At 66.4% G+C, this 26,218-nt stretch carries 26 protein-coding genes and 1 pseudogene; 8 read left to right on the forward strand and 19 right to left on the reverse strand.

Annotated features, from left to right (window positions below):
• Positions 1-18: 18 nt before the first annotated feature.
• The gene (gene groES / locus MHEC_RS19275; RefSeq protein ID WP_003919247.1) at positions 19-321 is read right to left on the reverse strand and encodes a co-chaperone GroES; all 303 of its coding nucleotides are present in this window, start codon (positions 319-321) and stop codon (positions 19-21) included.
• A 373-nt stretch (positions 322-694) separates the two neighbouring features.
• Between groES and MHEC_RS19280 the strand changes: the two genes are divergently transcribed.
• On the forward strand, positions 695-1,330 hold the full coding sequence (locus MHEC_RS19280) for a C39 family peptidase (RefSeq protein WP_048890193.1): 636 nt from the start codon (positions 695-697) through the stop codon (positions 1,328-1,330).
• A 15-nt stretch (positions 1,331-1,345) separates the two neighbouring features.
• Here MHEC_RS19280 and tsaD read toward each other — a convergent pair whose 3' ends face one another.
• From tsaD to MHEC_RS19320, 8 genes are all read right to left on the reverse strand, one after another.
• Positions 1,346-2,368: a tRNA (adenosine(37)-N6)-threonylcarbamoyltransferase complex transferase subunit TsaD gene (gene tsaD / locus MHEC_RS19285; RefSeq protein ID WP_048890194.1), complete on the reverse strand. Its 1,023-nt coding sequence runs from the start codon at positions 2,366-2,368 to the stop codon at positions 1,346-1,348.
• The gene (gene rimI / locus MHEC_RS19290) at positions 2,365-2,835 is read right to left on the reverse strand and encodes a ribosomal protein S18-alanine N-acetyltransferase (RefSeq protein WP_048890195.1); all 471 of its coding nucleotides are present in this window, start codon (positions 2,833-2,835) and stop codon (positions 2,365-2,367) included. Before rimI ends, tsaD begins: the two co-directional genes overlap by 4 nt.
• Positions 2,832-3,488: a tRNA (adenosine(37)-N6)-threonylcarbamoyltransferase complex dimerization subunit type 1 TsaB gene (tsaB, locus tag MHEC_RS19295; protein WP_048890347.1), complete on the reverse strand. Its 657-nt coding sequence runs from the start codon at positions 3,486-3,488 to the stop codon at positions 2,832-2,834. The genes rimI and tsaB overlap by 4 nt, the downstream gene beginning before the upstream one ends.
• A complete protein-coding gene (tsaE, locus tag MHEC_RS19300; protein ID WP_048890196.1) occupies positions 3,485-3,949 on the reverse strand; it encodes a tRNA (adenosine(37)-N6)-threonylcarbamoyltransferase complex ATPase subunit type 1 TsaE in 465 nt (154 codons plus the stop codon). The genes tsaB and tsaE overlap by 4 nt, the downstream gene beginning before the upstream one ends.
• Positions 3,942-5,003: an alpha/beta fold hydrolase gene (locus MHEC_RS19305; protein WP_048890348.1), complete on the reverse strand. Its 1,062-nt coding sequence runs from the start codon at positions 5,001-5,003 to the stop codon at positions 3,942-3,944. The genes tsaE and MHEC_RS19305 overlap by 8 nt, the downstream gene beginning before the upstream one ends.
• Before the next feature lie 40 nt (positions 5,004-5,043).
• A complete protein-coding gene (alr, locus tag MHEC_RS19310) occupies positions 5,044-6,213 on the reverse strand; it encodes an alanine racemase (protein WP_048890197.1) in 1,170 nt (389 codons plus the stop codon).
• A gap of 109 nt (positions 6,214-6,322) precedes the next feature.
• Complete coding sequence (locus MHEC_RS19315) at positions 6,323-7,705, reverse strand: glutamate decarboxylase (protein ID WP_048890198.1); 1,383 nt, start codon at positions 7,703-7,705, stop codon at positions 6,323-6,325.
• A gap of 23 nt (positions 7,706-7,728) precedes the next feature.
• Positions 7,729-9,150 (reverse strand): bifunctional ADP-dependent NAD(P)H-hydrate dehydratase/NAD(P)H-hydrate epimerase, encoded by a 1,422-nt coding sequence (locus MHEC_RS19320; protein ID WP_048890199.1) that lies wholly within the window; start codon positions 9,148-9,150, stop codon positions 7,729-7,731.
• A gap of 222 nt (positions 9,151-9,372) precedes the next feature.
• On the opposite strand from MHEC_RS19320, the gene MHEC_RS19325 reads away from it, so the two are divergent.
• Both MHEC_RS19325 and MHEC_RS19330 read left to right on the forward strand, forming a co-directional pair.
• Entirely contained in the window at positions 9,373-11,307 is a 1,935-nt protein-coding gene (locus MHEC_RS19325; RefSeq protein WP_048890200.1) for a flavin-containing monooxygenase, read from the forward strand.
• Entirely contained in the window at positions 11,304-12,041 is a 738-nt protein-coding gene (locus tag MHEC_RS19330; RefSeq protein ID WP_048890201.1) for an SDR family NAD(P)-dependent oxidoreductase, read from the forward strand. The genes MHEC_RS19325 and MHEC_RS19330 overlap by 4 nt, the downstream gene beginning before the upstream one ends.
• On the opposite strand, the gene MHEC_RS19335 is transcribed toward MHEC_RS19330, so the two are convergent.
• On the reverse strand, positions 12,022-12,654 hold the full coding sequence (locus MHEC_RS19335; RefSeq protein WP_048890349.1) for a rhomboid-like protein: 633 nt from the start codon (positions 12,652-12,654) through the stop codon (positions 12,022-12,024). The genes MHEC_RS19330 and MHEC_RS19335 overlap by 20 nt on opposite strands.
• Positions 12,655-12,926: 272 nt before the next feature.
• Between MHEC_RS19335 and MHEC_RS19340 the strand changes: the two genes are divergently transcribed.
• Together MHEC_RS19340 and MHEC_RS19345 are read left to right on the forward strand one after the other, a co-directional pair.
• Positions 12,927-13,346 (forward strand): MmpS family transport accessory protein, encoded by a 420-nt coding sequence (locus MHEC_RS19340; RefSeq protein ID WP_048890202.1) that lies wholly within the window; start codon positions 12,927-12,929, stop codon positions 13,344-13,346.
• Positions 13,343-16,288, forward strand: coding sequence for an MMPL/RND family transporter (locus MHEC_RS19345; protein WP_071700512.1), 2,946 nt, complete (start codon positions 13,343-13,345; stop codon positions 16,286-16,288). Before MHEC_RS19340 ends, MHEC_RS19345 begins: the two co-directional genes overlap by 4 nt.
• A 5-nt stretch (positions 16,289-16,293) precedes the next feature.
• Here the strand turns inward: MHEC_RS19345 and glmS are convergent, their stop codons facing one another.
• Together glmS and MHEC_RS19355 are read right to left on the reverse strand one after the other, a co-directional pair.
• A complete protein-coding gene (gene glmS, locus MHEC_RS19350) occupies positions 16,294-18,162 on the reverse strand; it encodes a glutamine--fructose-6-phosphate transaminase (isomerizing) (RefSeq protein WP_048890203.1) in 1,869 nt (622 codons plus the stop codon).
• Positions 18,163-18,262: 100 nt separating this feature from the next.
• A complete protein-coding gene (locus MHEC_RS19355) occupies positions 18,263-18,619 on the reverse strand; it encodes a hypothetical protein (RefSeq protein ID WP_201399616.1) in 357 nt (118 codons plus the stop codon).
• A 206-nt stretch (positions 18,620-18,825) separates the two neighbouring features.
• On the opposite strand from MHEC_RS19355, the gene MHEC_RS19360 reads away from it, so the two are divergent.
• The 3 genes and pseudogenes from MHEC_RS19360 to MHEC_RS24740 form a co-directional block, all read left to right on the forward strand.
• Positions 18,826-19,668: a dienelactone hydrolase family protein gene (locus MHEC_RS19360; protein WP_048890204.1), complete on the forward strand. Its 843-nt coding sequence runs from the start codon at positions 18,826-18,828 to the stop codon at positions 19,666-19,668.
• 37 nt (positions 19,669-19,705) lie between these two features.
• A complete protein-coding gene (locus MHEC_RS19365; protein WP_048890205.1) occupies positions 19,706-20,746 on the forward strand; it encodes an LLM class F420-dependent oxidoreductase in 1,041 nt (346 codons plus the stop codon).
• A 131-nt stretch (positions 20,747-20,877) separates the two neighbouring features.
• Positions 20,878-20,997, forward strand: a pseudogene (locus MHEC_RS24740) (FAD-dependent oxidoreductase); the annotation flags it as partial.
• 41 nt (positions 20,998-21,038) lie between these two features.
• Here MHEC_RS24740 and MHEC_RS19375 read toward each other — a convergent pair.
• The 7 genes from MHEC_RS19375 to MHEC_RS19405 all read right to left on the reverse strand — a co-directional run bounded on the left by MHEC_RS19375 (position 21,039) and on the right by MHEC_RS19405 (position 26,196).
• Complete coding sequence (locus MHEC_RS19375) at positions 21,039-22,520, reverse strand: hypothetical protein (protein ID WP_048890206.1); 1,482 nt, start codon at positions 22,518-22,520, stop codon at positions 21,039-21,041.
• Between the two features lie 4 nt (positions 22,521-22,524).
• Positions 22,525-22,818 carry a type VII secretion target gene (locus MHEC_RS19380; protein ID WP_048890207.1) on the reverse strand — a complete coding sequence of 98 codons (294 nt, stop codon included), beginning with the start codon at positions 22,816-22,818 and terminating at the stop codon, positions 22,525-22,527.
• Positions 22,819-22,861: 43 nt separating this feature from the next.
• Positions 22,862-24,193: a phosphoglucosamine mutase gene (gene glmM / locus MHEC_RS19385; RefSeq protein WP_048890208.1), complete on the reverse strand. Its 1,332-nt coding sequence runs from the start codon at positions 24,191-24,193 to the stop codon at positions 22,862-22,864.
• Positions 24,194-24,284: 91 nt separating this feature from the next.
• Positions 24,285-24,773: a 30S ribosomal protein S9 gene (gene rpsI / locus MHEC_RS19390; protein ID WP_053093969.1), complete on the reverse strand. Its 489-nt coding sequence runs from the start codon at positions 24,771-24,773 to the stop codon at positions 24,285-24,287.
• A gap of 94 nt (positions 24,774-24,867) precedes the next feature.
• Positions 24,868-25,311 (reverse strand): 50S ribosomal protein L13, encoded by a 444-nt coding sequence (rplM, locus tag MHEC_RS19395; protein ID WP_048890209.1) that lies wholly within the window; start codon positions 25,309-25,311, stop codon positions 24,868-24,870.
• Positions 25,312-25,568: 257 nt separating this feature from the next.
• Entirely contained in the window at positions 25,569-25,865 is a 297-nt protein-coding gene (locus MHEC_RS19400; protein WP_048890210.1) for a WXG100 family type VII secretion target, read from the reverse strand.
• Between the two features lie 13 nt (positions 25,866-25,878).
• On the reverse strand, positions 25,879-26,196 hold the full coding sequence (locus MHEC_RS19405) for a WXG100 family type VII secretion target (RefSeq protein WP_048890352.1): 318 nt from the start codon (positions 26,194-26,196) through the stop codon (positions 25,879-25,881).
• Positions 26,197-26,218 lie beyond the last annotated feature (22 nt).

Raw genomic sequence — 26,218 nt, forward strand, 5'->3', positions numbered from 1 at the left:
CGGGGCGGCAAACCGTTTCTACTTGTTGACGATGGCCAGCACGTCACGAGCGGACAGAATCAAGTACTCCTCGCCGTTGTACTTGATCTCGGTGCCGCCGTACTTGCTGAAGATGACGGTGTCGCCCTCGGACACGTCCAGCGGGATGCGCTTCTCGCCGTCCTCATCCCAGCGGCCGGGACCGACGGCGACGACCTTGCCCTCCTGCGGCTTTTCCTTGGCGGTGTCGGGAATGACCAGACCGGATGCGGTCGTGGTCTCGGCCTCGATGGTTTGTACGAGGATCTTGTCCTCGAGCGGCTTGATGTTCACGCTCGCCACGATTAGAGCCCTCCACTTAGTTCGCTCGAGTCCCGGGCCGTCGCCCTGGACGCTGTGGGTAGCAGGTCCGGGCTGTCCCCGGGCCGTCGGATATCAGGTGTTCGGCAGCCGTCCGTACCCTCGCGTCGTCGTCGCGGGTGCCGACACGGGGATTGTCCGATTGCCACCTAGCACTCTATACATGAGAGTGCTAGCACTCAAGGCCGCCCGGCTGCTTCCTGCCGACAACCGACCGCGCCAACCATCCCGGATCGCGGCGCCGATCACTGCCCGGGCTCGGTGTCTGGTCGCCCGTGCCCAGCAGCCGCAGCAAGACACCGCTGGGCGGTCGTTTCTCAGGCTGCGTCAAGGACGAAATGTTAGTAATGAGAGCATGTTCAACGCGACCCGCATTGCCAGCGCGGCCGCGGCGGTCTTTTCGGCCTTGCCGGCGTTCGCCGGCATCGCCCACGCCGACCCCAACGGCCGAATGTACGGTAACCCGCAAGCCGCCGCCCCCTACTGGCGCTACCAACACGGAGAAGATTGCGGCCTGATGGCGGTGGCCGACGTGGTCGGCCAGCTCACCGGCAAAGAACCCAGCCAAACCGGCATCGAGCTGCGCGGGGTGTTCACCAAAAGCGAAGCCCACCGCGGGCCCGTCTACCTGTTCGACGGAACCTCGCCGCAGGATATGGTCATGCTGCTGGGCAAATACGGCATCCAATCCGACCTCACGACCGGCAACACCATGGACGGGCTGGAGCAGGACCTGGCCGGCGGGCACAAAGTCATCGCCGCAGTTAACGCCGAAACCATCTGGAACTACCCTCCCGGCAAGGGTCAGCGCACCAACGCCGACCATGCCGTCGTCGTTACCGGAGTCGACACCCGCGCCGACGTCGTCCACCTCAACGACAGCGGCACTCCCAACGGACGTGACGAGCAGATCCTTATGGATACCTTCACGAAAGCGTGGGCGACCAGCAACGACCTGCTCATCGTCACCGAGCAAACCAGCAACGCATAACGCCCGCCGTCGTCCTCAGGGCAGCTGTGCGCGCACCACCGGCAGGCCGGGGTCGCTGGGCGCATCCAGCGGTGAGGGCGGGGCGCCAGCGGCGATCAGCTGCGCGGCAAAGGCGGCTATCATCGCGCCGTTGTCGGTGCACAACCGCGGTCGCGGAATCCGCAGGTTCACACCGGCGTCGCGACAGCGCTGCTCGGCGAGTTCGCGCAGCCGCGAATTGGCCGCCACACCACCGGCGATCAGCAACGTCGACACGCCCACTTCGGCGGCGGCGCGGAGGGCCTTCATGGTCAGCACGTCGGCGACCGCCTCCTGAAAACCGGCAGCGATGTCGGCCGTCGACGCATCCGGGTGGCTTTCCACGTAGCGCGCGACCGCGGTCTTGAGCCCGGAGAAACTGAACCCATACGGGTCGTCCGCGGGTCCGGTCATGCCGCGCGGGAACACAATCGCGTCGCGGTCACCGGTGCGGGCCAGCTCGTCAAGCACCTTGCCGCCCGGGTAGCCCAGGCCCAGCAATCGAGCGACTTTGTCGTAGGCCTCGCCGGCGGCGTCGTCGACGGTACTGCCCAGCTCGACGATCGGCTCACCAAGCGAACGCACATGCAGCAGATGGGTGTGTCCGCCCGACACCAGCAACGCCACGCACTGCGGCAGCGGCCCATGTTCGTAGATGTCAGCGGCCAGGTGTCCACATAAATGGTTGACCGCGTAGAACGGAACGTCCCAGGCAGCCGAATACGCTTTGGCCGCAGCCACTCCCACCAGCAACGCGCCGGCCAGCCCGGGCCCGGCGGTCGCCGCGACCACGTCCGGTTTGCGCACACCGGCGCGCTTCATCGCGCGGCGCATGGTCGGACCAAGTGCTTCCAGGTGCGCCCGCGAGGCGATCTCGGGGACGACACCGCCAAACCGCGCATGCTCGTCGACACTGGAGGCCACCTCGTCGGCCAGCAATGTCACCGCGCCGTCGTCGTGCCGGGCGATGGCGACACCGGTTTCGTCACAAGAGGTTTCGATGGCCAGGATGATGCTCATCGCGGATCCCGCCGCATGGTGTAGGCGTCGGCACCACTTACCCGGTAATAGCGCCGGCGCAGGCCGACGTTGACGAATCCCGCGCTGCGGTACAAGGCGATCGCGGCGGCATTGTCGGTGCGCACTTCGAGGTAGACGGTTCCCCCGGCGGCAAAGCGCAGCAACTCGTTGAGCAGCCGCCGGCCGATGCCGCGGCCGTGGTAGGCGGGGTCGACGCCGATGGTGTGCACTTCGTACTCGAAGGGCGGCCGGCGGCCCAACCGTGCGATACCTCCGTAACCGACGAGGGTGTCGGCGGTGCGGGCGGCCACGTAGTGACTGTTCGTGGCGGCGAGTTCGCGCGCGAAGGCCGCCACCGGCCACGGATCGTCGCCGGGGAACAACTGGGCCTCCAACTGCGCGCACCGCTCGGCGTCGGCGAGAGTCAACTCGTCGATGGTGATCGGTTCGGCGTCGTAGGCCGTCATCGCGAAACCACCTGGTTGGCAGGGACCTTGGCGTCGGGGCGACGCAGATACAGCGGCAGCAGCGGCGCCGGTTTCGCTGACAAGTCGGCCGCCGCGGCGACCAACCCCGTCGGCGTCGGGTAGACCGGCCCACAGTGCGGCAGGTCGAACGCCGCCGCATGCTCGGGTGAGCCGGCCACTGCCCGCGCCGGGCCGGGGTCGACGTCGCGAGGGGCGTTTACGGCGGGACCGTCGACCCGAAAGCCGTCGTGGTAACGGGCCCAATAGATTTCGCGGCGACGGGCATCGGTGACCACCAGCGTCTCACCTTGGGTCTGCACACCGATGGCGTCCAGGCTGCACACCGGATGCACCGGGATACCCAGCGCATGCCCGTAGGCGGACGCGGTGGCCATGCCCACCCGCAAGCCGGTGAACGGGCCCGGCCCGCAACCCACCACGACAGCGTCGAGGTCGGCCATGGTCAATCCGGCATCGGCGAGCGCGGCCACGACGTTGGGGGTGAGTCGTTCGGCGTGCGCCCGGGCGTCGATGGTGATCCGCTGGGCGACCAGGTCGAGATCGGTTGCAGACGACCGCCGCACGATCCCGGCCGTCACCGCGGGGGTGGCGGTGTCGAGCGCCAACACCAGCACGTCGGCAGCGTGGGTCATGCGGCCCACCGCCAGGTCGCGATCCGCACGTCGGAGTTACTGACGCGCTCAAGGCGAACATCAAGATGCCGCTCGGATAGCCGCTCGGCGATCCCCTCGCCCCACTCCACCACCACGACCGCCTGGTCGAGTTCGGTGTCCAGATCCAGCGAGTCGAGTTCAGCCAGCAGATCGGCGTCGTCGTGATCCAACAACCGGTAGAAGTCCACGTGGACCATTGCCGGTGCGCCGGCGTCGCGCGCTCGGTGCACCCGCGCGAGCACGAACGTCGGCGAGATGACCGGTCCGTCGACGTTCAGGGCCTCGGCTATTCCCTTGGCCAACACGGTTTTACCGGCGCCGAGCGGCCCGGAGAGCACCACCACGTCGCCGGCGCGCAGCTGCTCACCGAGCCGCGTTCCGAGCGCGAAGGTGTCCTCGGCCCGTTCAAGGGTCGCCGTGCCTGATTCCAGCTCAACCATGGCGGCGTGCTCGCTCGCGCCACCGCCGCGTCAGCGACTGCAGCCTGCTCGGCGGGGTGGCCCGCTTGACCAGCCTGACCAATCCGTCGTTGATGATGTCCGGCTTCTCCAGTTGCACCAGGTGACCGGCCCCCTCGACGATAAGCAGTTCAGAGTCCGGCAGGGCGGCGGCCATCTCGCGCGAGTATTCGGCGGGCGTCAGCAGATCACGGTCGCCACAAGCGACCAGCGTCGGGATTCTCGCCACCGTCGGCAGCGCCGCGGTTTCGTCCAGCGTTTCCAAGGCGTGCAGGAATCCCACCAGCGTGGGGATTGGCGTGCCGTACATCATTTTCTGCGAGAACGCCACCACGCTCGGGCTTATCTTCTCGTCGCCGTAGGACGCGGCCACCAGGATCGGCTTGATCAGCGACCGCGTCGCACGTCTGCCCCGATGCATCAGCTTTGGCGCCGACCGTGCGGTGAACCGGACCGCCTCCAGCGCCGGGTTTTTCAGGATCTCCCCCAACAATGACCTCGAAACCCCTTCGGCAGCAGACGATATCAACGCCGCACCGACAACGCGGTCGCCGTAGTGGTGGGGGTACTGGCGAGCATGCGACAACACCGTCATGCCCCCCATCGAATGACCGACCAGCACTACCGGCCCCTGCGGAACGAGCACCTGCAGCACCGTTTCCAGGTCCCTGCCGAGCTGGGTCACCGTGTAGGTGTCGGGCGGAGCTTCGCCGGAGCGGCCGTGGCCGCGCTGGTCGTAGAAGATCATCCGGACCTGCGGGCCCCACTCCTGGCTCAGCCGCATGCGCTGGAAATAGAAAGCGCCCATGCGCAAACAGAAGCCGTGAGCGAACACCACCGTCAGGGGCGCATCCGCCGGTCCCGCCTCCCGCACCGCCAGCGGTACCCCGTCCGGGGTGGTCACCACGTAGCTCCGGTCGGTGTCCAGCGCCTCGAAATCCTGGTCGGCATAAGGGTCGTCGGCGTCGGCACGCCGGGTCATCGACCGCGCCACCGACACCGCCGCAATCGTCGTAACCGCCCCCAGTCCCGCCATTCCGGCCAACCAACGTGCCTTGCGCGCATGCCCTTCGTGGTCACCGCTCAACGGTTTCGGCTCCGCGATAGGTCCTGGTGATGCGCCCTCGCGGGCTGGTCACCACCTCGTAGTGGATGGTCTCAAGCAGATCGGCCCACTCCTGCGCGGTGGGTTCACCGAGAGTACCCGGGCCGAACAGGATCGCCTCATCACCCTCGGTGACATCCGGCGCACCGGGCCCGAGGTCGACGACGAACTGGTCCATGCAGATCCGGCCCACGCCGCGTCGTCGCTTGCCGTTGATCAACACCTCGAGACGCCCGCCCAGCATGCGGAACACGCCGTCGGCGTAACCGATGGGCAGCAACGCCAGGTTGGTGTCGCGGTCAGCGATCCAGGTGTGCCCGTAGGAAACCCCTTCGCCGGCACGAATCGAACGCACCAGCGCGACAGCGCATTTCACCGTCATCGCCGGTATCAGCCCCATGTCACCACGTTCGGGGATCGGACTTAGCCCGTAGATAGCGATGCCGGGCCGCACCATGTCGAAGGCAAAATCCGGCCGGGTCAAAGTCGCCGACGAATTGGCCAGGTGGGCTACCTCGAACCGCACACCGGCGCTTCGCGCCTGGGCCAACAGGTCGCAAAAGCGTTGGTACTGCAGTTCATTGGTGGGATGGTCAGGCTCGTCGGCGTAGACCAGATGCGACATGATGCCACGCAACCGGATCGCGCCGTCGGCGGCGGCCTGGCCCAGCGCGGTCAGCATGGCCGGGTACTGCGCCGCACCGACACCGTTTCGGTTCAAGCCGGTGTCGACTTTGACGGTTACCGTCGCCGTCGTACCGGTCCGGCGAACCGCGTCGAGCAGCTCGTCGAGCTGGCGCGCCGAGGACACCGCGATCTGCACGTCGGCGCCCAGCGCACGGGCAAAGTCGGTTCCGGGGCGGTGCAGCCACGCCAGCACGGGTGCGGTGATGCCGTCGGCCCGCAATTCGAGTGCCTCGTCGATGGTGGCCACGCCGAGTTCGGTCGCACCGGCCGCCAATGCGGTGCGAGCGACGCGGGTAGCCCCGTGCCCGTAACCGTCGGCCTTGACCACGGCCATCACCTGCGCGCCGGCGGCGCGTTCGCGCAGCACCGCCACGTTGTGGGCGATAGCGTCGAGGTCCACGACCGCCTCGGCGAGCAAGTCGGCGGACCTCGGGATCAACGGAGTCGGCTGCATCGCCCTCGATTGTCCCAGACTCCGCCCGCGTCGCCGCCGCGCCCGCCGACCGTGCACATTAGGCTCGACCCGGCGTGTCGCGGATGAAGCTGCGCGATCGGCATACCGGTCAGTGCGCGAAGTGCTGCTCCCCGAAGTGTCCACCGGGTTTGAGTTTGTCCAGCGTGGCCAGGGCGGTGACGGTGTCGTCGTGCAGGGCGCGCGCCAGGTCCGCGGACAGCCCTTCGCGGACCACGACTCGCAGCACCGAAACGTCGGTGGCGTTGTCCGGCATGGTGTAGGCCGGCACCTGCCAGCCGAAGGTCCGCAGCTCGTGGGACACGTCGAACTCGGTGTAGCCGCGGTCGCCGGCCAGCCGAAACGCCAGCACCGGAATCGCCGACCCGTCGGAGATCAGCTCGAAATGCTCGCCGGCCGCCAGCTGATGGCCCAGCCAGCGCGCGGTCTGCGACAGCGACTGCATCACCTGGGTGTAGCCCTCGCGGCCCAGCCGCAGGAAGTTGTAGTACTGGCCGACGACCTGGTTGCCGGGCCGCGAGAAGTTCAGCGTAAAGGTCGGCATGTCGCCGCCGAGGTAGTTGACCCGGAACACCAGATCCTCGGGCAGGTGCTCGCGACCGCGCCACACCACGAACCCGATGCCGGGATAGGTCAGCCCGTACTTGTGGCCGCTGACGTTGATCGACACCACCCGCGGCAACCGGAAATCCCACACCAGATCCGGGTGCAGGAACGGCACCACGAAGCCGCCGCTGGCCGCGTCGACGTGCACCGGGACGTCCACCCCGCCGGCGGCGGCCAGCCTGTCCAGCGCGGCGCAAATCTCGGCGACCGGCTCCAGCTCGCCGGTGTAGGTGGTGCCCAGGATCGCCACCACGCCGATGGTGTCCTCGTCGACGGCCTCGACCACCTGCTCGGGGGTGATGACGTAGCGGCCCTTCTCCATCGGCAGGTAACGGGGCTCGACGTCGAAGTAGCGGCAGAACTTCTCCCAGACCACCTGCACGTTGGAGCCCATGACCAGGTTCGGCGTGCGCCGCTTCCACTCGCTGCCGGCCCGCTGGCGCCACCGCCACTTCAGCGCCAACCCGCCCAGCATCACCGCCTCGGACGACCCGATCGTGGACACCCCGGTCGCGCTGTGCGGGTCGTCGTCGCGCAGCCCCTCGGCGTGGAAAAGGTCGGCCACCATGCATACGCAGCGCTGCTCGATGGCCGCGGTCGCCGGGTATTCGTCCTTGTCGATCATGTTTTTGTCGAATGCCTCGGCCATCAGCGTCTCGGCCTCGGGATCCATCCAGGTGGTGACGAACGTGGCGAGGTTCAGCCGCGAGCTGCCGTCGAGCATCAGCTCGTCGTGAATGAACCGGTAGGCGGCCTCGGGGTCCATCGACTCGTCGGGTAGCCGCAGCGCCGGCACCGGCGCGGTGAACAACCGACCGGTGTAGGCGGGGGCGATCGCATGCGACGGAACGGATGGGTGGTGCGGCACGGCGGATCCTTTCGACAGGGCTGCTAGAGGGTGGCCAAGGCGGTCCGGATGTGACCGAGGATTCGCGACGCCGACGTCGGGGTGCCGGCAGGTCCGGGGTCGGCGGCCGAGAGGTTGGCCGCGCGGGCATGCACGAACGCCGCCGCCGCGGCGGCCTCGCCGGCGGGTAGCCCGGCCGCCAGCAACGCGCCGATCATCCCCGAGAGCACATCCCCGGAGCCGGCGGTGGCTGCCCACGATTCGCCGGCCGGATTGAGGTAGACGGGACCGTCCGGTTCGGCGATGACCGTGACGTTGCCCTTGAGCAGCACCGTGGCGCCGAACGCCTGGGCCAGCTTGCGGGTTGCGCCGACGCGGTCGTCACCCGGTGGCGCCCCGGCGAGGCGCGCGAACTCCCGGGCATGCGGGGTCAGCACGGTCGGCGCCGTCCGCCTTGTGACCAGGTCCGGATGAGCCGCCAGCAAAGTCAGGCCGTCGCCGTCGACGATCACCGGCAGCCCGGTGTCCAGCGCGAACCACAGCGCCGCGGCGGCGGTGTCGTCGGTGCCCAACCCCGGCCCGACGACCCAGGACTGCACCCGCCCGGTTGCCGCGGGCGTGGGTGCGGCGACGACTTCCGGCCAGTGCGACAGCACCTCGGCCAGCGCGCTGCCCGCGTAGCGGACCATGCCCGAGGTGGCCGCGACCGCGGCGCCGGTGCACAGCACGGCGGCACCGGGATAGGTCGATGAGCCCGCGATGATGCCGGTCACGCCCTGGGTGTATTTGTCGTCGTGCGGTCCGGGCGCCGGCCAGCGCGCCCTGACGTCTGCGGCCTCGAAGCCGAGCACGTCGGCGTCGGGCAGGTCGAGCCCGATGTCGACCAGCGCGACCCGCCCGCAGTCGGCGAGCGCATGCACGGGTTTGAGCCCGCCGAATGTCACGGTCAGCGCGGCGTGCACGGCCGGGCCGGTGACCGCGCCGGTGTGCGCGTCGATGCCGCTGGGGATATCCACGGCGACCACTGGGATTCCGGCGGCGTCCACCGCGGCGAACACCTCGGCGGCCGCCGGGCGCAGCGGGCCCGATCCGGCCAGGCCCACCACCCCGTCGATGACCAGATCCGTTGCCGTCGCGACCCGTTCGACGACACGGCCGCCCGCCTTGGTGAACGCCCCAAGCGCCTTGCGGTGCGTGCGCTCGGGATTGAGCAGCACCGCGTCGGCGGCGGCGCCACGGCGGCGCAGGAAGGTCGCCGCCCACAGCGCGTCGCCGCCGTTGTCGCCCGAGCCGACGACCGCGCACACCCGACGACCGGCGACCCCGCCGGTGCGGTCGGTCAGCTCCCGGACGATCGCGGTGGCCAGCCCGAACGCCGCACGCCGCATCAGCGCGCCCTCCGGCAGACGGGCCAGCAGCGGCGCCTCGGCCTCGCGGATGGTGTCGACGGAGTAGTACTGGCGCATCAGAGCCAGGATTGCATGCCGTGCCGTGCAGCGCGTGAACCTTGCCGCGACCAGTGATCTCGATGGTCGTGCCGCTGCCCGGCGGGTGCGAATCCTCCTGCTCCGCTGTGCGCCGAGGTAGGGCGACGCCGGCATGGCCCTTGATCGGCCTCGACGCCGCGCGTATCGTATCGGACTATTACGAAACGACGAGTAGCGTAATAGGCGGAAGGATCGGGCTTGATGCGCAGCCGCTACGCCGGCAAACCCTTCACCACGCCCACCGCACAGATCGCCGCCGCGCTCGAGCAGGTCAGCATCCCGACCCTGTTGCTCTCGCTGGTCCATATCAGCGGCGACCCGCGTTTCATCCGCGACTTCAAGCCCGCGGGCATATTCCTCAACGAGGTGCAGGGTTTTATGTCCGAGGAGGACAAGGCCCGAGCCCGCGCGGCCGCGCTGCCGGTGATCACCGACTATCGCGACCGCGGCTGCCCCGAACCGGCGGCGCTGCCGCGCGCGCTGATCAAGGAAATGATGGACTGGGCCGCCTGCGAGACGGTGCCCGACGACTACCTCCCGTTGTTGTTCGAGGAGCTGGACTTCGAGGGCGTCGATCCGCGTCGCCCGGCGCCGCTGCAGCCCGAGCGGGCGGCACAGATTCCGGTGATCGTCGTCGGCTGCGGCGAGTCGGGTATCCTGGCCGGAATCCGGCTGAAACAGGCCCACATTCCGTTCACCATCCTGGAGAAGAATGCTGGGCCGGGTGGAACCTGGTGGGAGAACAGCTATCCCGGCGCCCGCGTCGACGTCGCCAACCACTTCTACTGCTACAGCTTTGAGCCCAGCAACGACTGGAAGCACTTCTTTGCAGAACAGCCCGAATTACAAGCCTATTTCACCATGGTGATGGACAAATACCGGCTCGGGGAACATGTACGGTGGCAAACCGAGGTGCTCGCGGCCGAGTGGGACGACGACGACTGCATGTGGACGGTCACCGCACGATCGCACGACGGCACGATCACCGGCATGCGGGCCCGCGCCGTGATCACCGCGGTCGGCCAGCTGAATCGGCCTTACATACCGGACTTCGACGGCGCGGACAGCTTCGGCGGGCCGTCGTTTCACTCAGCGGCATGGGATCACTCGGTCGACCTGGCCGGCAAGCGGGTCGCACTGATCGGCGCTGGTGCCAGCGGTTTTCAGATCGCCCCGGCGATTGCTGACGGCGTCGAGCATCTGACGGTCTTTCAGCGCAGTGCGCAGTGGATGTTCCCTAATCCCATGTATCACGAGTCCGTGGGTGACGGTGTGCGCTGGGCGATGGATCATCTTCCGTTCTATGGCCGCTGGTACCGGTTCTTGGTGATGTGGCCCGGCGCCGACAAGGGGCTCGACGCGGCACGGGTCGACCCGAACTACCCCAATCAGGACTACGCGGTCAGCGAGATCAACGCCGCCGCCCGGCTGATGTTTACCGATTGGATCACCAATCAGGTGGGCGGAGACCAGGACCTATTGGCCAAGGTACTGCCGGACTACCCGGCCACCGGCAAACGCACCCTGCAGGACAACGGAAGCTGGCTGCAGACGCTGCGCCGGGACAACGTCGAACTGGTGCGAACTCCGATACAGCGGATCACCCCGAGCGGTGTCGTCACCAGCGACGGCGTCAACCACGACGTCGACGTGCTCATCTACGCCACCGGGTTTCGACACACCGAAGTGCTGTGGCCGCTGAAGATCATCGGCCGCAACGGAACTGACTTGCGCAACCTCTGGGGGCAGCGGCCCTACGCCTACCTCGGGATCACCGTTCCCGGGTTCCCCAACTTCTTCCTCATCTACGGACCTGGTGCCCATCTGGCCCATGGTGGCAGTCTGATCTTCAACTCCGAGCTGCAGATGCGCTACATCAATAGCTGTCTGGCGAAGCTGGTCCGAGACGGTCTTCGTTCCCTCGAGCCGACGCCCGGGGCCGCCGCCGAGTGGCATCGACGGACACAAGCCGAGATCAAGAAGATGGTGTGGTCGCATCCGTTGGTCAAGCACTCGTACTTCAAGAATCCCGACGGTGAAATCCATACGGTAAGTCCATGGCGGCTCAATGAATACTGGGCCGCGGTGCGCGAGCCCGACTGGTCGCAGTTCATCGTGCGCAAGGCAGCGCGGTGAGCGGGGTCGTCGTCACCGGAGCGGCATCCGGAATCGGCCGGGCGTGCGCGCAGGCGTTGGTGGCCGAGGGCCGACGGGTTGCGTTGTGGGACATCGCCCCGGCCGTGCAGCAGGTGGCCGGCGACATGGGCATGCCGGGCTCGGTCGTCGACGTCTGCGACGACACCGCGCTGGCCGATGCCGTCGCCGCCGCCGATTCCGCGCTCGACGGTCTCGACGGGCTGGTCCATGCCGCCGGACGGGTGCTCGCCGAGCCGGTCGGCGCCTATACCGGCCGGTCGTGGGACGCCATCGTCGACGTCAACCTGCGTGCCCAGGCCATACTGGTGCAGCTGATGCTGCCGCATCTGGAAAAGTCCGCACGCGAAGGCCGTTCGCCGGCGGTGGTGGGAATATCGAGCATCGAGGGACTGACCGCCAATCCGTTCATTCCGGCTTATTGCGCGTCGAAGGCCGGACTGCTCGGGTTGACCCGGTCGATGGCCGCGCAACTGGGCCCCGCCGGGATCCGGGTCAATGCCGTGTGCCCCGGGTTCATCGACACCCCGATGCTGCAGACAGCGCTCGACATCGAGGAGGTCCGAGCGGGTTTCGTGCAGGCTTCGCCGCTGGGCCGCATCGGCCAACCGGCGGAGGTCGCACAGGCGGTGGCGTTTTTGATGTCCGACCGGGCATCGTTCATCACCGGCACATATCTGGTGGTCGACGGCGGCGTCACCTGCCGGCATCCCTGAGCTGCGCCGCCCGCGCCATCGGGTAGAAGCAGAGCCCGATACAGATCGCCGCGAAATGTCCGATCGCGGTGAAGTTTACGTGGACGATCAGCGGCACGGTGAAGACAACCACCAGTATTGCCAGATAGCACCATCGCCAGGGCTGGGCAATGTGATAGGCAAGCACCGCCATTATCCCGACCATGAAGTAGCTGACCCCGATATCGCGGGCGTGCACCATCTTTTCCGGCTCCAGGTGGAGCTGGATCGCCAGATACAGCAGGCCCTCGCTGAGGTACGTAGCACCGACGTGTGCCGTCAATCCGACGGTGAGCCAGCGCAATTGGCCGAGCCAGCGCTCGGCCGGCGCTAGGAAAAGTGTGAACAACACCAAATACGGCGTCCAGTAGCGGCCGTCGATCCACAGCAGGCTGGTAAACAGCACTTCCAGCGGGTCTCTGGCCAAGTGATAGAGATTGGTCGAGCCGTGGACCAGCAGGCTGTGCAGCTGGCGCCTGCTCAGTTGGTGCTGGATGACCGTGGTGACAAGCAACACGGTCAGCCACAGATATGTCAACGGCGCGCCGGCGACGTATCGCCATACCGCCGTCGGCCAGGCCTTCGGTGGTGACATCGTGTCCACGATCGCATGGCCGCCGGCGGACAGGCGGGCAACACACAGAGAACTGATGTGCCGCGCCCCTATCCCCAGACGCCCTCCGAGGCGCATACGGCAGCAAACATTGTTGTTGGGGATTTGTGGTTCGCGAATTTCGCCCCGCAAATGGGTGGCTCGCATCTATGCTACATGTGCTGAATAACAAAGTGCCTGCAACATCGGAGCCGGTCATCAGGGGCTCTATTGGCTTTAGACGGTGGGGTGAGGTTGCTTTGGTTACCGGCGTCATGAAGCGAATATGGGTGCCGCTGATCGTCGTGGTCATCGTCGCTGTCGCGGCATTCTGCGTGTATCGGCTCCGGGGGATTTTCGGCGTCCCCGACTCCGTGCCCGACATCAGCGTCATTGCCGACGACATCAAGCCGTTTAACCCCAAGCACGTGACCTATGAAGTCTTCGGGCCCGCGGGGACGATAGCGAAAATCAACTATTTGGATGTCACCGGGCAGCCGCAACGCGTCGACGGCGCCGCGCTCCCCTGGTCGCTGTTCGCGACGACGACACAGCCCGCAGTAACCGTCAACGTCGTGGCGCAAGGTGACACCGACGAGATCGGCTGCCGGATCACCGTGAACGGTGTCGTCAAGGACGAGAGGTCCGCAACCGGCGTGAACGCTCAGACGTTCTGCCTGGTGAAAGCGGCATGAGTGATACACCGATGTGGACGCTGATGCCGCCGGTCCTATCACGGATCATCCGGCGGTATGCGGTACCCATCGTGCTGTTCTGGTTGGGGCTCACCGCCATCGTGAATAGCGTTGTACCGCAGCTGGAGACGGTCGGAAGAGCGCACACGGTATCGCTCACCCCGGCCGCTGCGCCGTCGATGCGGGCGATGAAGCGCATCGGTCAGGTGTTCCACGAGTTCGACACCGACAGCGCGCTGATGATCGTGATCGAGGGCGACAAGCCCCTCGACGATCGCGCGCACCGGTTTTACGACGAGCTGATCCGCAGGCTTTCGCATGACAAAAAGCACGTCGAGCACATCCAGGACTTCTGGGGCGATCCCGTGACCGCGGCGGGCTCGCAAAGCGCCGACGGACGGGCGGCTTACGTCCAGCTATACCTCGTCGGCAAGCAGGGTGAGACCCTGGCCAACCAATCCGTCGCTGCGGTCCGACACATTGTGAATACCACACCGCCACCCCCCGGAATCACGGCCTATGTCGCTGGAGGCGCGGCGGTAACCGCCGACGGAGCAGATGCCGGAGACAAAGGCATCGCGAAGGTAACCGCGATAACGAGCGTGGTGATCTTTGTGATGCTGCTTTGGGTCTACCGCTCCATCATCACCGTGAGTCTCGTCTTCGTCATCGTGGGCATCGAGCTGGCCGCAGCCCGGGGAATCGTTGCATTGCTCGCCTGCCACAACATCATCGGGCTTTCCACCTACGCGGTAAACCTGCTTGTGTTGCTGGCCATCGCGGCCGGTACCGACTACGCGATATTCATTCTCGGTCGCTACCAGGAAGCGCGCCACGCGGGTGAGGATCGGACGGCGGCGTTCGCCACGATGTTCGACGGCACCGCCCACGTCGTGTTGGGGTCGGGCCTGACCATCGCCGGTGCGATGTACTGCCTGACCTTCACCAGGCTCCCCTACTTCCAAAGCCTGGGCCCTGCCTGTGCAGTCGGCATGCTGGTCGTCGTCATTGCCGCGCTGACGCTCGCCCCGGCCGCGCTGGCCATTGGCGGTCTCTGCCACCTCTTCGACCCGAGGCGAGGGATGCCGACCGATCGATGGCGGCGACTTGCGGCTGCCATCGTTCGCTGGCCGCGGCCCATCCTCACGGTGACGATCGCGGTCACCGCAATCGGTCTCCTCGCCCTGCCCGGCTACAGAACCAATTACCAGAACCGCCGCTATATGCCTGCCGACGTGCCTGCCAATATCGGATACCAGGCTGCGGACCGACACTTTTCTCAGTCGCGGATGAATCCAGAACTGCTGTTGGTCGAAACCAACCACGATATGCGCGACCCGACAGGGATGCTGATTTTAGACCGGGTGGCTAAAGCAGTCTTTCACATTCCCGGTATTGCTCGGGTGCAGGCGATAACGAGACCCTGGGGGACGCCTCTCGAACATACCTCGATACCGTTCCTGATCAGTATGCAGAACACTGCGCAGATCGGCAACATGGAATATTTAAAGGATCGGATGGCCGACATGCTGACGCAGGCTAACGCGCTCCAGCAATCAATCGACATTATGGAGCGAATGTATCACATCATGCAAAAAATGGTCGCCACCACACATCGCATGGACGGCGACACACATGATATGCTCGCCATCACCAGTGACTTGAGAGACCACATTGCCGATTTCGACGACTTCTGGCGCCCGATTCGCAGTTATTTTTACTGGGAAAGACATTGCTATGATATCCCTATATGCTGGTCGCTGAGATCTATATTCGATGCGCTTGATAATGTGGACCAGCTGACCGCTAAGCTGGGAGATCTCACGGCGAATTTGGACGTTATGGATTCGCTGATGCCGCAAATGCTCGCGCAGATCCCTCCGCAAATCGCCGTGATGAATACGATGAAGACGATGATGCTGACCATGCACAGCACCATGTCCTCTTTCTATGACCAGATCGACGTCATGAGCCAGAATTCGACAGCCATGGGAAGGACCTTCGACGCCGCCAAAAACGATGACTCGTTCTACCTCCCACCCGAGGTTTTCAATAACCCGGATTTCAAGCGGGCCCTGAAACTGTTCCTGTCTCCGGACGGCAAAGCCGCCCGCTTCATCATCTTCCACGACGGGGATCCCGCGACACCCAAAGGCATCTCACGCATCGATGCGATCGAGCAAGCCGCGAAAGAGGCCATCAAGGGAACTCCTTTGGAGGGCGCGAAAATCTATATCGGCGGCACCGCCGCAACGTACAAGGACATGCGCGACGGCTCTCGGTACGATTTGCTTATCGCTGCGATAGCGGCGGCCAGCCTGATCTTCATCATCATGCTGATCATTATCCAAAGCGCGGTTGCCGCTTTGGTGATCGTAGGCACTGTTCTGATTTCGTTGGGCACCTCGTTCGGGCTCTCCGTGCTTGTGTGGCAGGACATCTTCGGCATCGAGTTGCACTGGATGGTGCTTCCGATGTCGGTGATCCTGCTTTTGGCGGTGGGATCGGATTACAATTTGCTGCTGATCTCACGCTTTAAGCAGGAAGTCGCGGCCGGCCTGAGAACGGGAATCATCCGCGCGATGGGCGGTACGGGCGCGGTGGTGACGTCGGCCGGCCTGGTGTTCGCTGCGACCATGTCTTCATTCGTGTTCAGCGATCTGCGGGTCATTGGTCAGGTGGGTACCACCATTGGGCTTGGGTTGTTGTTCGACACCCTGGTCGTGCGGACCTTCATGACACCCGCAATCGCCGTGCTGCTGGGCACCTGGTTCTGGTGGCCGCTAAGAGTCCGCCGGCGTCCGAGCGGTCGACCGATTCGGCCGCGGGCAACCCCGCACCCGGATCGTGCTCCGCGTCGGACGACGAACGGTGACTCGGCGGTCGCGGATCGGCCGCCTATGGGCTCATTTCCGGCACCGGTTCTGCCCAAGCCCAGTTAACAGCGCTATTCGACGGTGACGGACTTGGCCAGGTTGCGCGGTTTGTCGACGTCGTAACCACGGGCTTGTGCCACCGAAGCGGCGAACACCTGCAGCGGAATCGTCGACAGGAGCGGCTGAAAAAGCGTTGACACGGCTGGTATTTCGATCAGATGATCGGCGAAGGGACGTACGGTGTCGTCGCCTTCCTCGGCGATGACGATGGTGATGGCACCGCGAGCCTGGATCTCGCGGATGTTCGACAACAGCTTGGCGTGCAGCGTGGCGGAGTTCTTCGGCGAGGGCATCACGACGATCACCGGAAGACCGTCTTCGATCAGCGCGATCGGCCCGTGCTTGAGCTCGCCGGCGGCGAAGCCCTCGGCGTGCATGTAGGCCAGTTCCTTGAGTTTCAGGGCGCCTTCCAGAGCCACCGGGTAACCGACGTGGCGGCCGAGGAACAGAATGGTCGACGAGCCGGCGAACCGATGGCCCAGCTCGGCAACCGGTTCCATGGCGGTGAGCACGCGCGCCACCAGCTCCGGCATGGATTCCAACTCGCGGTACTCGCGCTCGACCTCGTCCGGATACTTCGTGCCCCGGGCCTGCGCCAGCGCCAGCCCCAGCAGATAGTTGGCGGCGATCTGCGCCAGAAAGGTTTTCGTGGACGCCACCCCGATCTCGGGCCCGGCCCGCGTGTAGAGCACGGCGTCGCATTCCCGCGGAATTTGCGAGCCGTTGGTGTTGCAGATCGCCAGCACCTTGGCCTTCTGTTCCTTGGCGTGCCGCACCGCCTCGAGGGTGTCGGCGGTTTCCCCCGATTGGGAGATGGCCACCACCAGCGTGCTGCGGTCCAGCACCGGGTCGCGGTAGCGGAACTCGCTGGCCAGTTCCACTTCCACAGGCAGCCGGGTCCAATGCTCGATCGCGTACTTGGCCAACAGCCCGGAGTGATATGCCGTGCCGCAGGCAACCACGAAGACCTTGTCGACTTCGCGCAGCTCCTGATCGGAGAGCCGCTGCTCGTCGAGCACGATCCGACCGTCGACGAAATGGCCGAGCAGGGTGTCGGCCACGGCGGCCGGCTGCTCGGCGATCTCCTTGAGCATGAAGTACTCGTAGCCGCCCTTCTCGGCGGCCGACAGGTCCCAGTCGATGTGGAAGGCGCGAGCCTCGCCGGCCATATCGTTGCCGTAGAAGTCGCTGATCCGATACCCATCGGCGGTGATCACCACCGCCTGGTCCTGACCCAGCTCGACCGCGTCGCGGGTGTGCTCGATGAACGCCGCCACGTCAGAGCCGATGAACATCTCGCCGTCGCCGATCCCGACGACCAACGGCGTGGAGCGGCGCGCGGCCACGATCGTGCCAGGCTCGTCGGCGTTGGCGAACACCAGCGTGAAGTGGCCTTCCAGCCGACGCAGCACGGCCAGCACCGAGCCGACAAAGTCACCGGCGGTCTCGCCGTGCCGAAAGGCCTGCGCCACCAGGTGCACCGCCACCTCGCTGTCGGTGTCGCTGGCGAACTCCACCCCGGCGGCCTCCAGCTCGCGGCGCAGGACCGCGAAGTTCTCGATGATGCCGTTGTGGACGACGGCGATCTTGCCGGCGGCGTCACGGTGTGGGTGCGCGTTGCGGTCGGTGGGACGGCCGTGGGTGGCCCACCGGGTGTGTCCCAGGCCGGTGTTGCCGCTCAGCGCTGCGGGATCGGTGTCCTCGAGCGCCTTCTCCAGGTTGGACAATCGGCCGGCACGGCGGCGCACGGTGAGCTTGCCGCGGCCGTCGAGCAGTGCGATGCCGGCAGAGTCGTAGCCGCGGTACTCCATCCGTCGCAGCGCATCGAGGACGACGTCGTAGGCAGATCGCTGGCCGACGTAGCCGACGATTCCGCACATAGCCACTCAGCGTAGTGCAGGCGGCCGCTGGCGGATGGCTGCGCAAGAGGCTACCTAGGGCACGGGCTGTCCGTGGCTATCGCGGGCCCGCTGCATGACCTCAGTGCCAGTGGCCCGGGTCGTGCGGGTCGCCGTCGTAATAGTGGTCGTCGTGGCAGCGATTCCAGTCCCAGTTATTTCCCCAGCCCGGATCCCAGGGCTGGCCGGGACACCAGTGGTAGGCGGCACGGTAGCCGGGCTGCCATCCACCGGGCCCGCCCGGGCCATGCCAGTGGTCGGGGTCGTGCGGGTCGCCGTCGTAGTAGTTGTCGTCGTGGCAGCGATTCCAGTCCCAGTTATTTCCCCAGCCCGGATCCCAGGGCTGGCCGGGACACCAGTGGTAGTTGGGCAATGGCGTTGGTCGCGCATGGGCGACGCTCGCCGCACCGAGACCCGCGAGCGCGAAACCGGCCGTCATTGCAAGAGCTGACACCGTGACAGGTAGGTAGCTTTTCATTCTTTCGTTGTTATCAAACCCGGAGCCGGTCGAAGCGTGATACCTCGGCCGGTCGTCCTGGGAGTTTCCTGTCAATTGCCGTTTGCGCATCCCGCGCTGCCCAGCGCTTTCCTTCGGGCAAGCACGGGCAAGCACCGCAACCAGATACGGTGCGTTAGGTTCAACGGGTGGCCCGCACCCGCACACTGTTCAGCGCCCTCACCCGTCGCGGCCCGTACCGTGTTTTACGGGGGGATCTCGCATTCGCTGGCTTGCCCGGCGTCGTGTACACCCCCGAGTCAGGGCTCAACCTGCCGGCGATCGCCTTCGGCCATGACTGGCTGACCGGTGTCCAGCGTTATTGCGGCCTGCTGGAACACCTGGCGTCGTGGGGCGTCGTCGCGGCGGCTCCGGATACCGAGCGAGGACTGGCTCCGTCTGTGCTGAAACTCGCGTTCGACCTGGGCACCGCGCTCGACATCGTCGCCGGCGTGCGGCTCGGGCCCGGACAGATCAGCGTGCATCCCACCAAGCTCGGCCTGGCCGGCCACGGCTTCGGCGGCGCCGCAGCGGTGTTCGCCGCAGCGGGCATGCCGGACAAGCCGAGGGCGGTGGCGGCGATTTTCCCCACAGTCACCAACCCGCCGGCAGAGCAGCCCGCCTCAACGCTGCAGGTCCCAGGTGTAGTTTTCAGCGCTCCGGGCCAGGCAAAGACTCTGCAGTCCAACGCTATTCAGCTCGCCCGAGCCTGGGAAGGCGCCACGCTGAGGGTGGTCAGCAAAGCCAAGCCGCACGGACTGGTCGAGGGCCGCCGCCTCGCGACGGCGTTCGGCCTCAGCGGTCCACATCGCAAGACGCAGAAGGCAGTTCGGGCGCTGCTGACCGGCTATCTGCTGCATGCACTTGGCCGTGACAAAAAGTATCGCGACTTCGCCGATCCCGATGTGCATCTGCCGCACACCGAGGCCGCGCCAAAAGAGTTGGCGCCGGCGAGCCCGGAGGAGAAAGTCGTGGCGTTGCTGAAGGGCTGAATAGACCAACCAACCGGTTGGCTGCTATAACGTCTTGATGCGCGTTGGGACAACTCTGAGCTACTCCGGCGGGTTCAAGGACGCGGCCGAGCATGTCGTCGAGCTGGAGAAAGTGGGCGTCGGCATCGCACTGGTCGCCGAGGCGTATTCGTATGACGCTGTTAGCCAGCTCGGCTATTTGGCGGCCAAGACCAGCACCATCACGCTCGGCTCCGGGATATTTCCCATCTACACCCGTACCCCGACACTGCTGGCCATGACCGCTGCCGGGCTGGACTACGTATCCGACGGCCGATTTCACCTGGGTCTAGGGACCTCTGGACCGCAAGTGGTCGAGGGTTTTCACGGCGTGGAATTCGACGCGCCGCTGGGCCGCACCCGGGAGGTCGTCGACATCTGTCGGCGGGTATGGCGGCGGGAACAACTCGACTACCGCGGCAAGCACTACCAAATCCCATTGCCGCCGGATCGCGGAACCGGCCTGGGGAAATCGCTACATCTGATCAATCATCCCGTACGCGAACGGATTCCGATATCGATCGCCGCACTTGGACCCAAGAACGTCGAACTTACCGCAGAAATCGCCGAGGGCTGGCAGCCGGTGTTCTTCTATCCGGAGAAGGCCGGGTCGGTGTGGGGCGCTGCCCTGAAAGCCGGCCGCGCCAAACGTGATCCGAAATTGGGGGTCCTGGACGTTATGGTGGGTGCATCACTTGCCATCGGCGATGACGTCGACGAGCGCCTGGCGTGGGCCAAACCGCAGTTGGCGCTGTACATCGGCGGCATGGGTGCCAAAAGCCGTAATTTCTACCACAATCTGGCCACCCGCTACGGGTTCGGCGCGGTTGCCGACCGGATTCAAGACTTGTACCTGTCCGGCCGCAGGGACGAGGCCATCGCCGCCATCCCGGACGAATTGGTGCGCGGCATTTCACTGGTGGGTCCGCGCGGATTCGTCGCCGAACGGGTAGCAGCCTTCGCCGAAGCGGGCGTGACGACGCTGTTGGTGGCCCCCTTGGCGACTGACCGCGCCGAATCCGTGCGCTATGTCGAAGCTCTGCTAGAACTGCTGCCGTGACGCGCGATTGAGGTCGCTGTCGTCGGTGGGGCTCTCGGGACCACCGCTAACGGAGCCGTGGCGCGCCCGGATACCGACAGCCTCGAAATGCGCAAGGCGAAAATACCCGGGCACGCTCGCCTGGTGTTTCGACAACTGCGACAACAGCCATGGCAACGCCGGTAGGCGGAATCCATTGGGCTGGTGTGGAAACCGCGCATCGCTGGGCCGGGTGGGTGAACGGCGCGGTGGAAGCGGGTGAGTGCGCTGCCGTCGAGATTTTGACTGCACCCCCGCGCGCCCGTGGTGTCGGTCATTGCCCCGCCTGTGGGAGCTCGTCGGCCGCGATCTCACATGGCGTCGATCCTTCGGGCGGTGGCGCCGGCGGTGGCGTGGGCTGCGGTGCCGGTCGGGCGGGCGGCACTTCCCCGGCGGGCGGCGGGTCGCTCGGCGCGGGAGTGACTTCCTCGGCCACGGGGGCCGCGGCGTCGTCCGGCGAAGCGTCCTTGCCCATATCGGGCGTAGTTTCGCCGTTCTCGGCGTTGTCGGCGACCCCGTCGTCGGCTTGGTCCGTCTCCTGGTCGTCCGACCCGTCAAGGCCGGCTGGGTCGCCGGTCTGCTGATCCGCCCGGTCGTCGGACTCGCCGAGCGCGTTCCCGGCATCGAGCGGAGCATCGGGCGCCGACGCATCGCCGAGCCCGTCTGTCACCGAGCCCACCAGACCCCCGATTGCGTCGATGATCCGTCCTGCCAGACCGACCAGGCCGCCCAGCCCCGCTCCTCCGCCCACGCCGCCACCGCCGAGGCCGCCGAGGTCGCCTACGTCGCCCAGGGGCAGGCTGGCGGCATCCCACGGCGGAGCGTCCAACCCCGGCAACGGCGGCAGGGGAGCCAGCCCGTCGGGGGCGCGTGACGGAGAAGCCGGCGGTACCGGGTTTGTCGATGCTGTGGGATAGCTTGGCATGCAAGGCGATGCATCGGGTGGAGGGCACTCGGTGGCCTCGGGCGCCAAGACATCGCTGCCGCCCGACGGCCCTGCAGCAGCGGGCGCAAAACCAACCGGCGCAATCGGCGCCGGTGGCTCGCCGAGTGGTTGTGCGCCCAGCGCGAACTGACCCGGAGACTCGAAGCGCGCCGCCGGTGCCGGTGTCAACGCGTCGATGACCGCCTGGTACGCCGCCTCGACCGAGGCTGTCGTCGAGCGCATCGCGGTAAGCCAGTCAATGCGAATGTCGGTGTCCACGTAGGGCTTTACCTGCTGCTCGATCAGCTCGGCGGCCGCCGCCCGGCCGGGGCTGCCGGTTGTGACCAGCGCTGCGGCCGATAGCCAGGCCGGCCGCTCCGTCAGCCGGCGATCGTCGATAGCCGTCGCCGCCGCAGCTTTGGCGTCAACCAGCTGCCACAAGTCGTCACGCAGAGCCGCGCATCGCCGGGCGGCCGCGTGCACAACACCGGCCAATACCATTCCCGAATTACAATGCTGTTCAAGGAAATTTATCGCGGAGCCGGCCCCATCTCCGGCCCACACGGCGGCAAGCTCAGCCAGCTGCCCGCGCTGGATTGCCAGCGCTTCTTCGATCGCGTGTACCGCTGCCCACAGCTTGGTGCAGTCGTCGCCAAGGGCGGTGAGGTCCAGGCCGTGTTCGCTGTCGTACCAGTCCTGGACTTGGCAGCTGTGTGCTGTCAGGTCGGGATGCTGATAACCCAGAACGTGGCAGGCCCACACGTAGTTTTGGGTGTGCTGAACCGCGGGCCGGCCCTCAGCCAGCCGCGCCGTCACGTCGAAGCGGCCCACTGGGTCATCCGATGCGCGCCGCTGCCCGCAGTTCGGCGTCAGCGTAGCGGGCGCTGGTGGCGCGCAGCGCAGCAGCGATCGCAACGGTCGCGCGCGACCACTGCGACAACTCGGCCGACAAGTGATCCAGCGCGCTGCGCAGCGCATCGCCCCGGGCTTGGTGTGCGCGTCCGGCGGTGGCGCCCGAAAAGGTCAACCCGCCTAAGTGGGTGCGAGCGGTGTCGATGACCTCTGCGGCCTGGTCGAACCGGCTAGCCACCGACCGCAGCGCGGCGACATCGATGAAGGCTTGTCCCATAACCGCTACGACGCGGGCGCGACAACGGTGGTTCCGCGAAATCTCAGGCGTTTACCGACCCGGCGATGCGCAAGGCGAGCCGACGAGCAACCTCCTGGTCGGCGGCCTCCACCATGACCCGGATTACTTGCTCAGTTCCCGAGGGGCGCAACAGAATTCGCCCGGTGTCACCTAGCTCGGCTTCTGCCTCGCGTACCGCGTCCTGCACCTGTGGCGCCGCCACCGCAGCTGCTTTGTCGGCGACCTCGACGTTGATCAATACCTGCGGCAAGGATTGCATCGCCGAGGCGAGGCTGGCCAGCGACGAACCGGTCTGGGCCATACGCGACATCAGGCGCAGGCCGGTGAGGATGCCGTCGCCGGTGGTGGCCAACGCCGGCATGACGATATGGCCGGATTGCTCACCGCCAAGGCTGTAGCGACCGACCCGCAATTCCTCGAGCACGTAACGGTCCCCGACGCCGGTGGTGCGGACGGTGACGCCGGCCGCGCGCATCGCCAGATGCAACCCGAGGTTGCTCATCACCGTGGTCACCAAGGTGTTGTCGGCCAACTCCCCCGCTTCCTGCATTGCCAACGCCAGCACCACCATGATGTGGTCGCCGTCGACCACCTCGCCGTCGGCGTCGACCGCCAAGCACCGGTCGGCGTCGCCGTCGTGCGCCAAGCCCAAGTCGGCGCCATGAGCAAACACCGCCGACCGCAGCGACTCCAGATGCGTCGACCCACAGCGGTCGTTGATGTTGAGTCCGTCGGGTTCGGCGTTGATCGCGACGACACGAGCGCCGGCGGCCCGGTAGGCGCGCGGCGCGGCCACCGACGCCGCGCCGTGCGCGCAGTCGACCACCACGGTGAGTCCATCAAGTCGGACGGTGCCGGCCTTGCCCAGGTGACGCAGGTAGCGCTCCAGCGCGTCGTCGGCGTCGACGACCCGCCCGATGCCCGCGCCGATCGCGCGCAGTCCGGGCCCGGCAGCGACCAGTTCTTCGATCTGGTCTTCGGTGGCATCGTCGAGTTTGTGGCCGCCGGGCCCGAAGATCTTGATCCCGTTGTCGGGCATCGGGTTGTGCGACGCCGAGATCATCACCCCGAAGTCGGCGTCGTAGGCACCGGTCAGATACGCCACCGCCGGCGTGGGCAGCACCCCGGCCCGCAACGCGTCGACGCCCTCGCTGGTAAGCCCGGCGATCACCGCGGCTTCCAGCATCTCGCCGCTGGCTCTCGGATCGCGGCCGACCACGGCGACCGGGCGGCGGCCGATGCCCGTGCTGGTGAGCCGCCGGGCCGCCGCGGCACCCAGGGCCAGCGCCAGCTCGGCCGTCAACTCGCGATTGGCGACCCCGCGGACGCCATCGGTGCCGAACAGTCGACCCATGCGGACAAACCTCTCACAATTGACGGCCAGCTGCCCGTGCGACGGGATAATCACCCATTCCGGCTCCCAACCGGTACCGGACCGTAACCGATCAGCGCTTGCTGTACTGCGGGGCCTTGCGGGCCTTTTTCAGACCGTACTTCTTGCGTTCGGTGGACCGCGGGTCGCGGGTGAGGAAACCCGCCTTCTTCAGCACGGGCCGGTCGTCCGGATAGGCCACGATCAGGGCCCGGGCGATGGCCAGGCGCAGCGCACCGGCCTGACCGGACGGACCGCCACCGCCCAGGTGGGCATAGATGTCGAAGCTGTTGAGCCGGTCGACGGTCACCAGCGGAGCCTTGATCAGCTGCTGGTGCACCTTGTTGGGGAAGTAGTCCTCCAGGCTGCGGCCGTCCAGGTCGAACTTGCCGGTGCCAGGGACCAGCCGCACCCGCGCGACGGCTTCCTTGCGGCGACCGACCGTCTGGATAGGGCGTTCGACGACGAACGGTGCTTGCGTTTCCGGCGGCGGTGTCGCGGCAGGCGCCGAAGTCTCGGCGGCCGCGGTGTCGCCGGTGTCGGTCTCTGCGGTCTCGGTCATCAACGCCGCTCCTTGTCATCGCCTTGCATCGTCGTCGGCTGCGGTTCACCGGCGCCGCCCCTTGTCATCGCTGCGCTCAGCATCGTCGGCGCGGTCACTGGGCCACCTGCTTGATCTGGTACGGGATCGGCTGCTGAGCGGCATGGGGATGGTCGGGGCCGGCGTAGACGCGCAGCTTGCGCCTGAGCTGTCGGCCCAGCTTGTTTTTGGGCAGCATGCCGACGATCGCCTTCTCAACGACCCGATCGGGGTGTCTTTGCATCAGCTCGCCCAGCATGCGCTTGTGCAGACCGCCGGGATAACCCGAGTGGCGGTAGACCGGCTTGTTCTGCAGTTTGTTGCCGCTGACGGCGACCTTGTCGGCGTTGATGACGATGACAAAATCGCCGCCATCGACATTGGGAGTGAACGTCGGCTTGTGCTTGCCGCGCAGCAGCGTGGCTGCTGCCGCGGCGAGGCGGCCGAGCACCACGTCCGTGGCATCGATGACGTACCACGTCCGCGTGGTGTCACCGGCCTTCGGCACGTATGTAGGCACAGCGCTTACCTTCTTCTCTCGGGTTGGATCCCGGTGCGAACCGGGTGCCGGTCAGGCGTCGACGGATCGGGGTGCTCTCGGCGACCGACGTTGACCCGGGCCCCGGCAGACCGCACGCCAACCGAGCAGCTTACCGGCGGCTATCCGCGCAGGTCAAAACGCCGCTACCGGGGGTGCGGCACCTGTGCATGGCTGTGTGTCCCGACGGCTCTCCTCCATCGGGACAACACAGAGTCTGTTTTGAGGATCCGTTGGCCCTATCGCCTCCAGACGCTGGCCGCCCGGCGGTCAGCGCTGGCGACGTCGTCGGCGCCGTCGCGGACGGCATTGCCGAGATCGACCAGGATCTCGTTGAGCGCGCTGGCCGCTTGCTGCCACCTGAGCTGCTCGACGCGGTAGGCGGCGGCAGCTTCGCGGGTCCAGAGCTCTTGCAGCGGAGCAATCTGCGCTCTCAGGTCCTCCAGCGCGGCGTTGAAGCGGCCGGCCGTCGTGTGAATCTCCTGCCGAACGCCGTATTCGATTTCGGCAAAGTTGTATGACAGTACCGGGTCCATGGGCGCGGCCGATTCAGATGTTTGCGCCGACGGTGCCGATGCGGTGAGCGTGGTTCTGGCCCGCCTCACGCAGCGTCGCCTCGTTGTAGCGGATGCTTTCCGCGATGCCGTGCAAGGCGTGGTAGAGCTTCATCGATTCGGTGTTCCAGCGTTGCACCACGTCTTTGAATCGAGTAGCCGCCAGCCCGCTCCACACCGTCGGCGGCACGCAGCTGACACGCCCGATAAACGCCGCCAGCATGGCTCGGATCTCCTCGTTGCGGGCGTCGGTCTTGGCAGCGACGGCATGCATCAGGCTGAAGTCGGTGCTGAGTGTGTTCGGTGTGCTCACATCATCTACGACGACGGCCCCG

It is taken from the genome of Mycobacterium heckeshornense, assembly GCF_016592155.1.
GTDB lineage: Bacteria > Actinomycetota > Actinomycetes > Mycobacteriales > Mycobacteriaceae > Mycobacterium > Mycobacterium heckeshornense.

Coding starts and splice junctions, on each gene's coding strand:
- glmS (WP_048890203.1), bottom strand. CDS start 18,162: ATGTGCGGAATCGTCGGCTACGTCGGCCAGCGATCTGCCTACGACGTC.
- rpsI (WP_053093969.1), bottom strand. CDS start 24,773: ATGACCGAGACCGCAGAGACCGACACCGGCGACACCGCGGCCGCCGAG.
- MHEC_RS19280 (WP_048890193.1), top strand. CDS start 695: ATGTTCAACGCGACCCGCATTGCCAGCGCGGCCGCGGCGGTCTTTTCG.
- MHEC_RS19335 (WP_048890349.1), bottom strand. CDS start 12,654: ATGTCACCACCGAAGGCCTGGCCGACGGCGGTATGGCGATACGTCGCC.
- alr (WP_048890197.1), bottom strand. CDS start 6,213: ATGCAGCCGACTCCGTTGATCCCGAGGTCCGCCGACTTGCTCGCCGAG.
- MHEC_RS19305 (WP_048890348.1), bottom strand. CDS start 5,003: ATGGCGGGACTGGGGGCGGTTACGACGATTGCGGCGGTGTCGGTGGCG.
- MHEC_RS19320 (WP_048890199.1), bottom strand. CDS start 9,150: ATGCGCCAGTACTACTCCGTCGACACCATCCGCGAGGCCGAGGCGCCG.
- tsaD (WP_048890194.1), bottom strand. CDS start 2,368: ATGAGCATCATCCTGGCCATCGAAACCTCTTGTGACGAAACCGGTGTC.
- rimI (WP_048890195.1), bottom strand. CDS start 2,835: ATGACGGCCTACGACGCCGAACCGATCACCATCGACGAGTTGACTCTC.
- MHEC_RS19345 (WP_071700512.1), top strand. CDS start 13,343: ATGAGTGATACACCGATGTGGACGCTGATGCCGCCGGTCCTATCACGG.
- MHEC_RS19325 (WP_048890200.1), top strand. CDS start 9,373: ATGCGCAGCCGCTACGCCGGCAAACCCTTCACCACGCCCACCGCACAG.
- tsaB (WP_048890347.1), bottom strand. CDS start 3,488: ATGACCCACGCTGCCGACGTGCTGGTGTTGGCGCTCGACACCGCCACC.
- MHEC_RS19400 (WP_048890210.1), bottom strand. CDS start 25,865: ATGGACCCGGTACTGTCATACAACTTTGCCGAAATCGAATACGGCGTT.
- MHEC_RS19355 (WP_201399616.1), bottom strand. CDS start 18,619: ATGACGGCCGGTTTCGCGCTCGCGGGTCTCGGTGCGGCGAGCGTCGCC.
- MHEC_RS19365 (WP_048890205.1), top strand. CDS start 19,706: ATGCGCGTTGGGACAACTCTGAGCTACTCCGGCGGGTTCAAGGACGCG.
- tsaE (WP_048890196.1), bottom strand. CDS start 3,949: ATGGTTGAGCTGGAATCAGGCACGGCGACCCTTGAACGGGCCGAGGAC.
- glmM (WP_048890208.1), bottom strand. CDS start 24,193: ATGGGTCGACTGTTCGGCACCGATGGCGTCCGCGGGGTCGCCAATCGC.
- MHEC_RS19340 (WP_048890202.1), top strand. CDS start 12,927: ATGAAGCGAATATGGGTGCCGCTGATCGTCGTGGTCATCGTCGCTGTC.
- MHEC_RS19380 (WP_048890207.1), bottom strand. CDS start 22,818: ATGGGACAAGCCTTCATCGATGTCGCCGCGCTGCGGTCGGTGGCTAGC.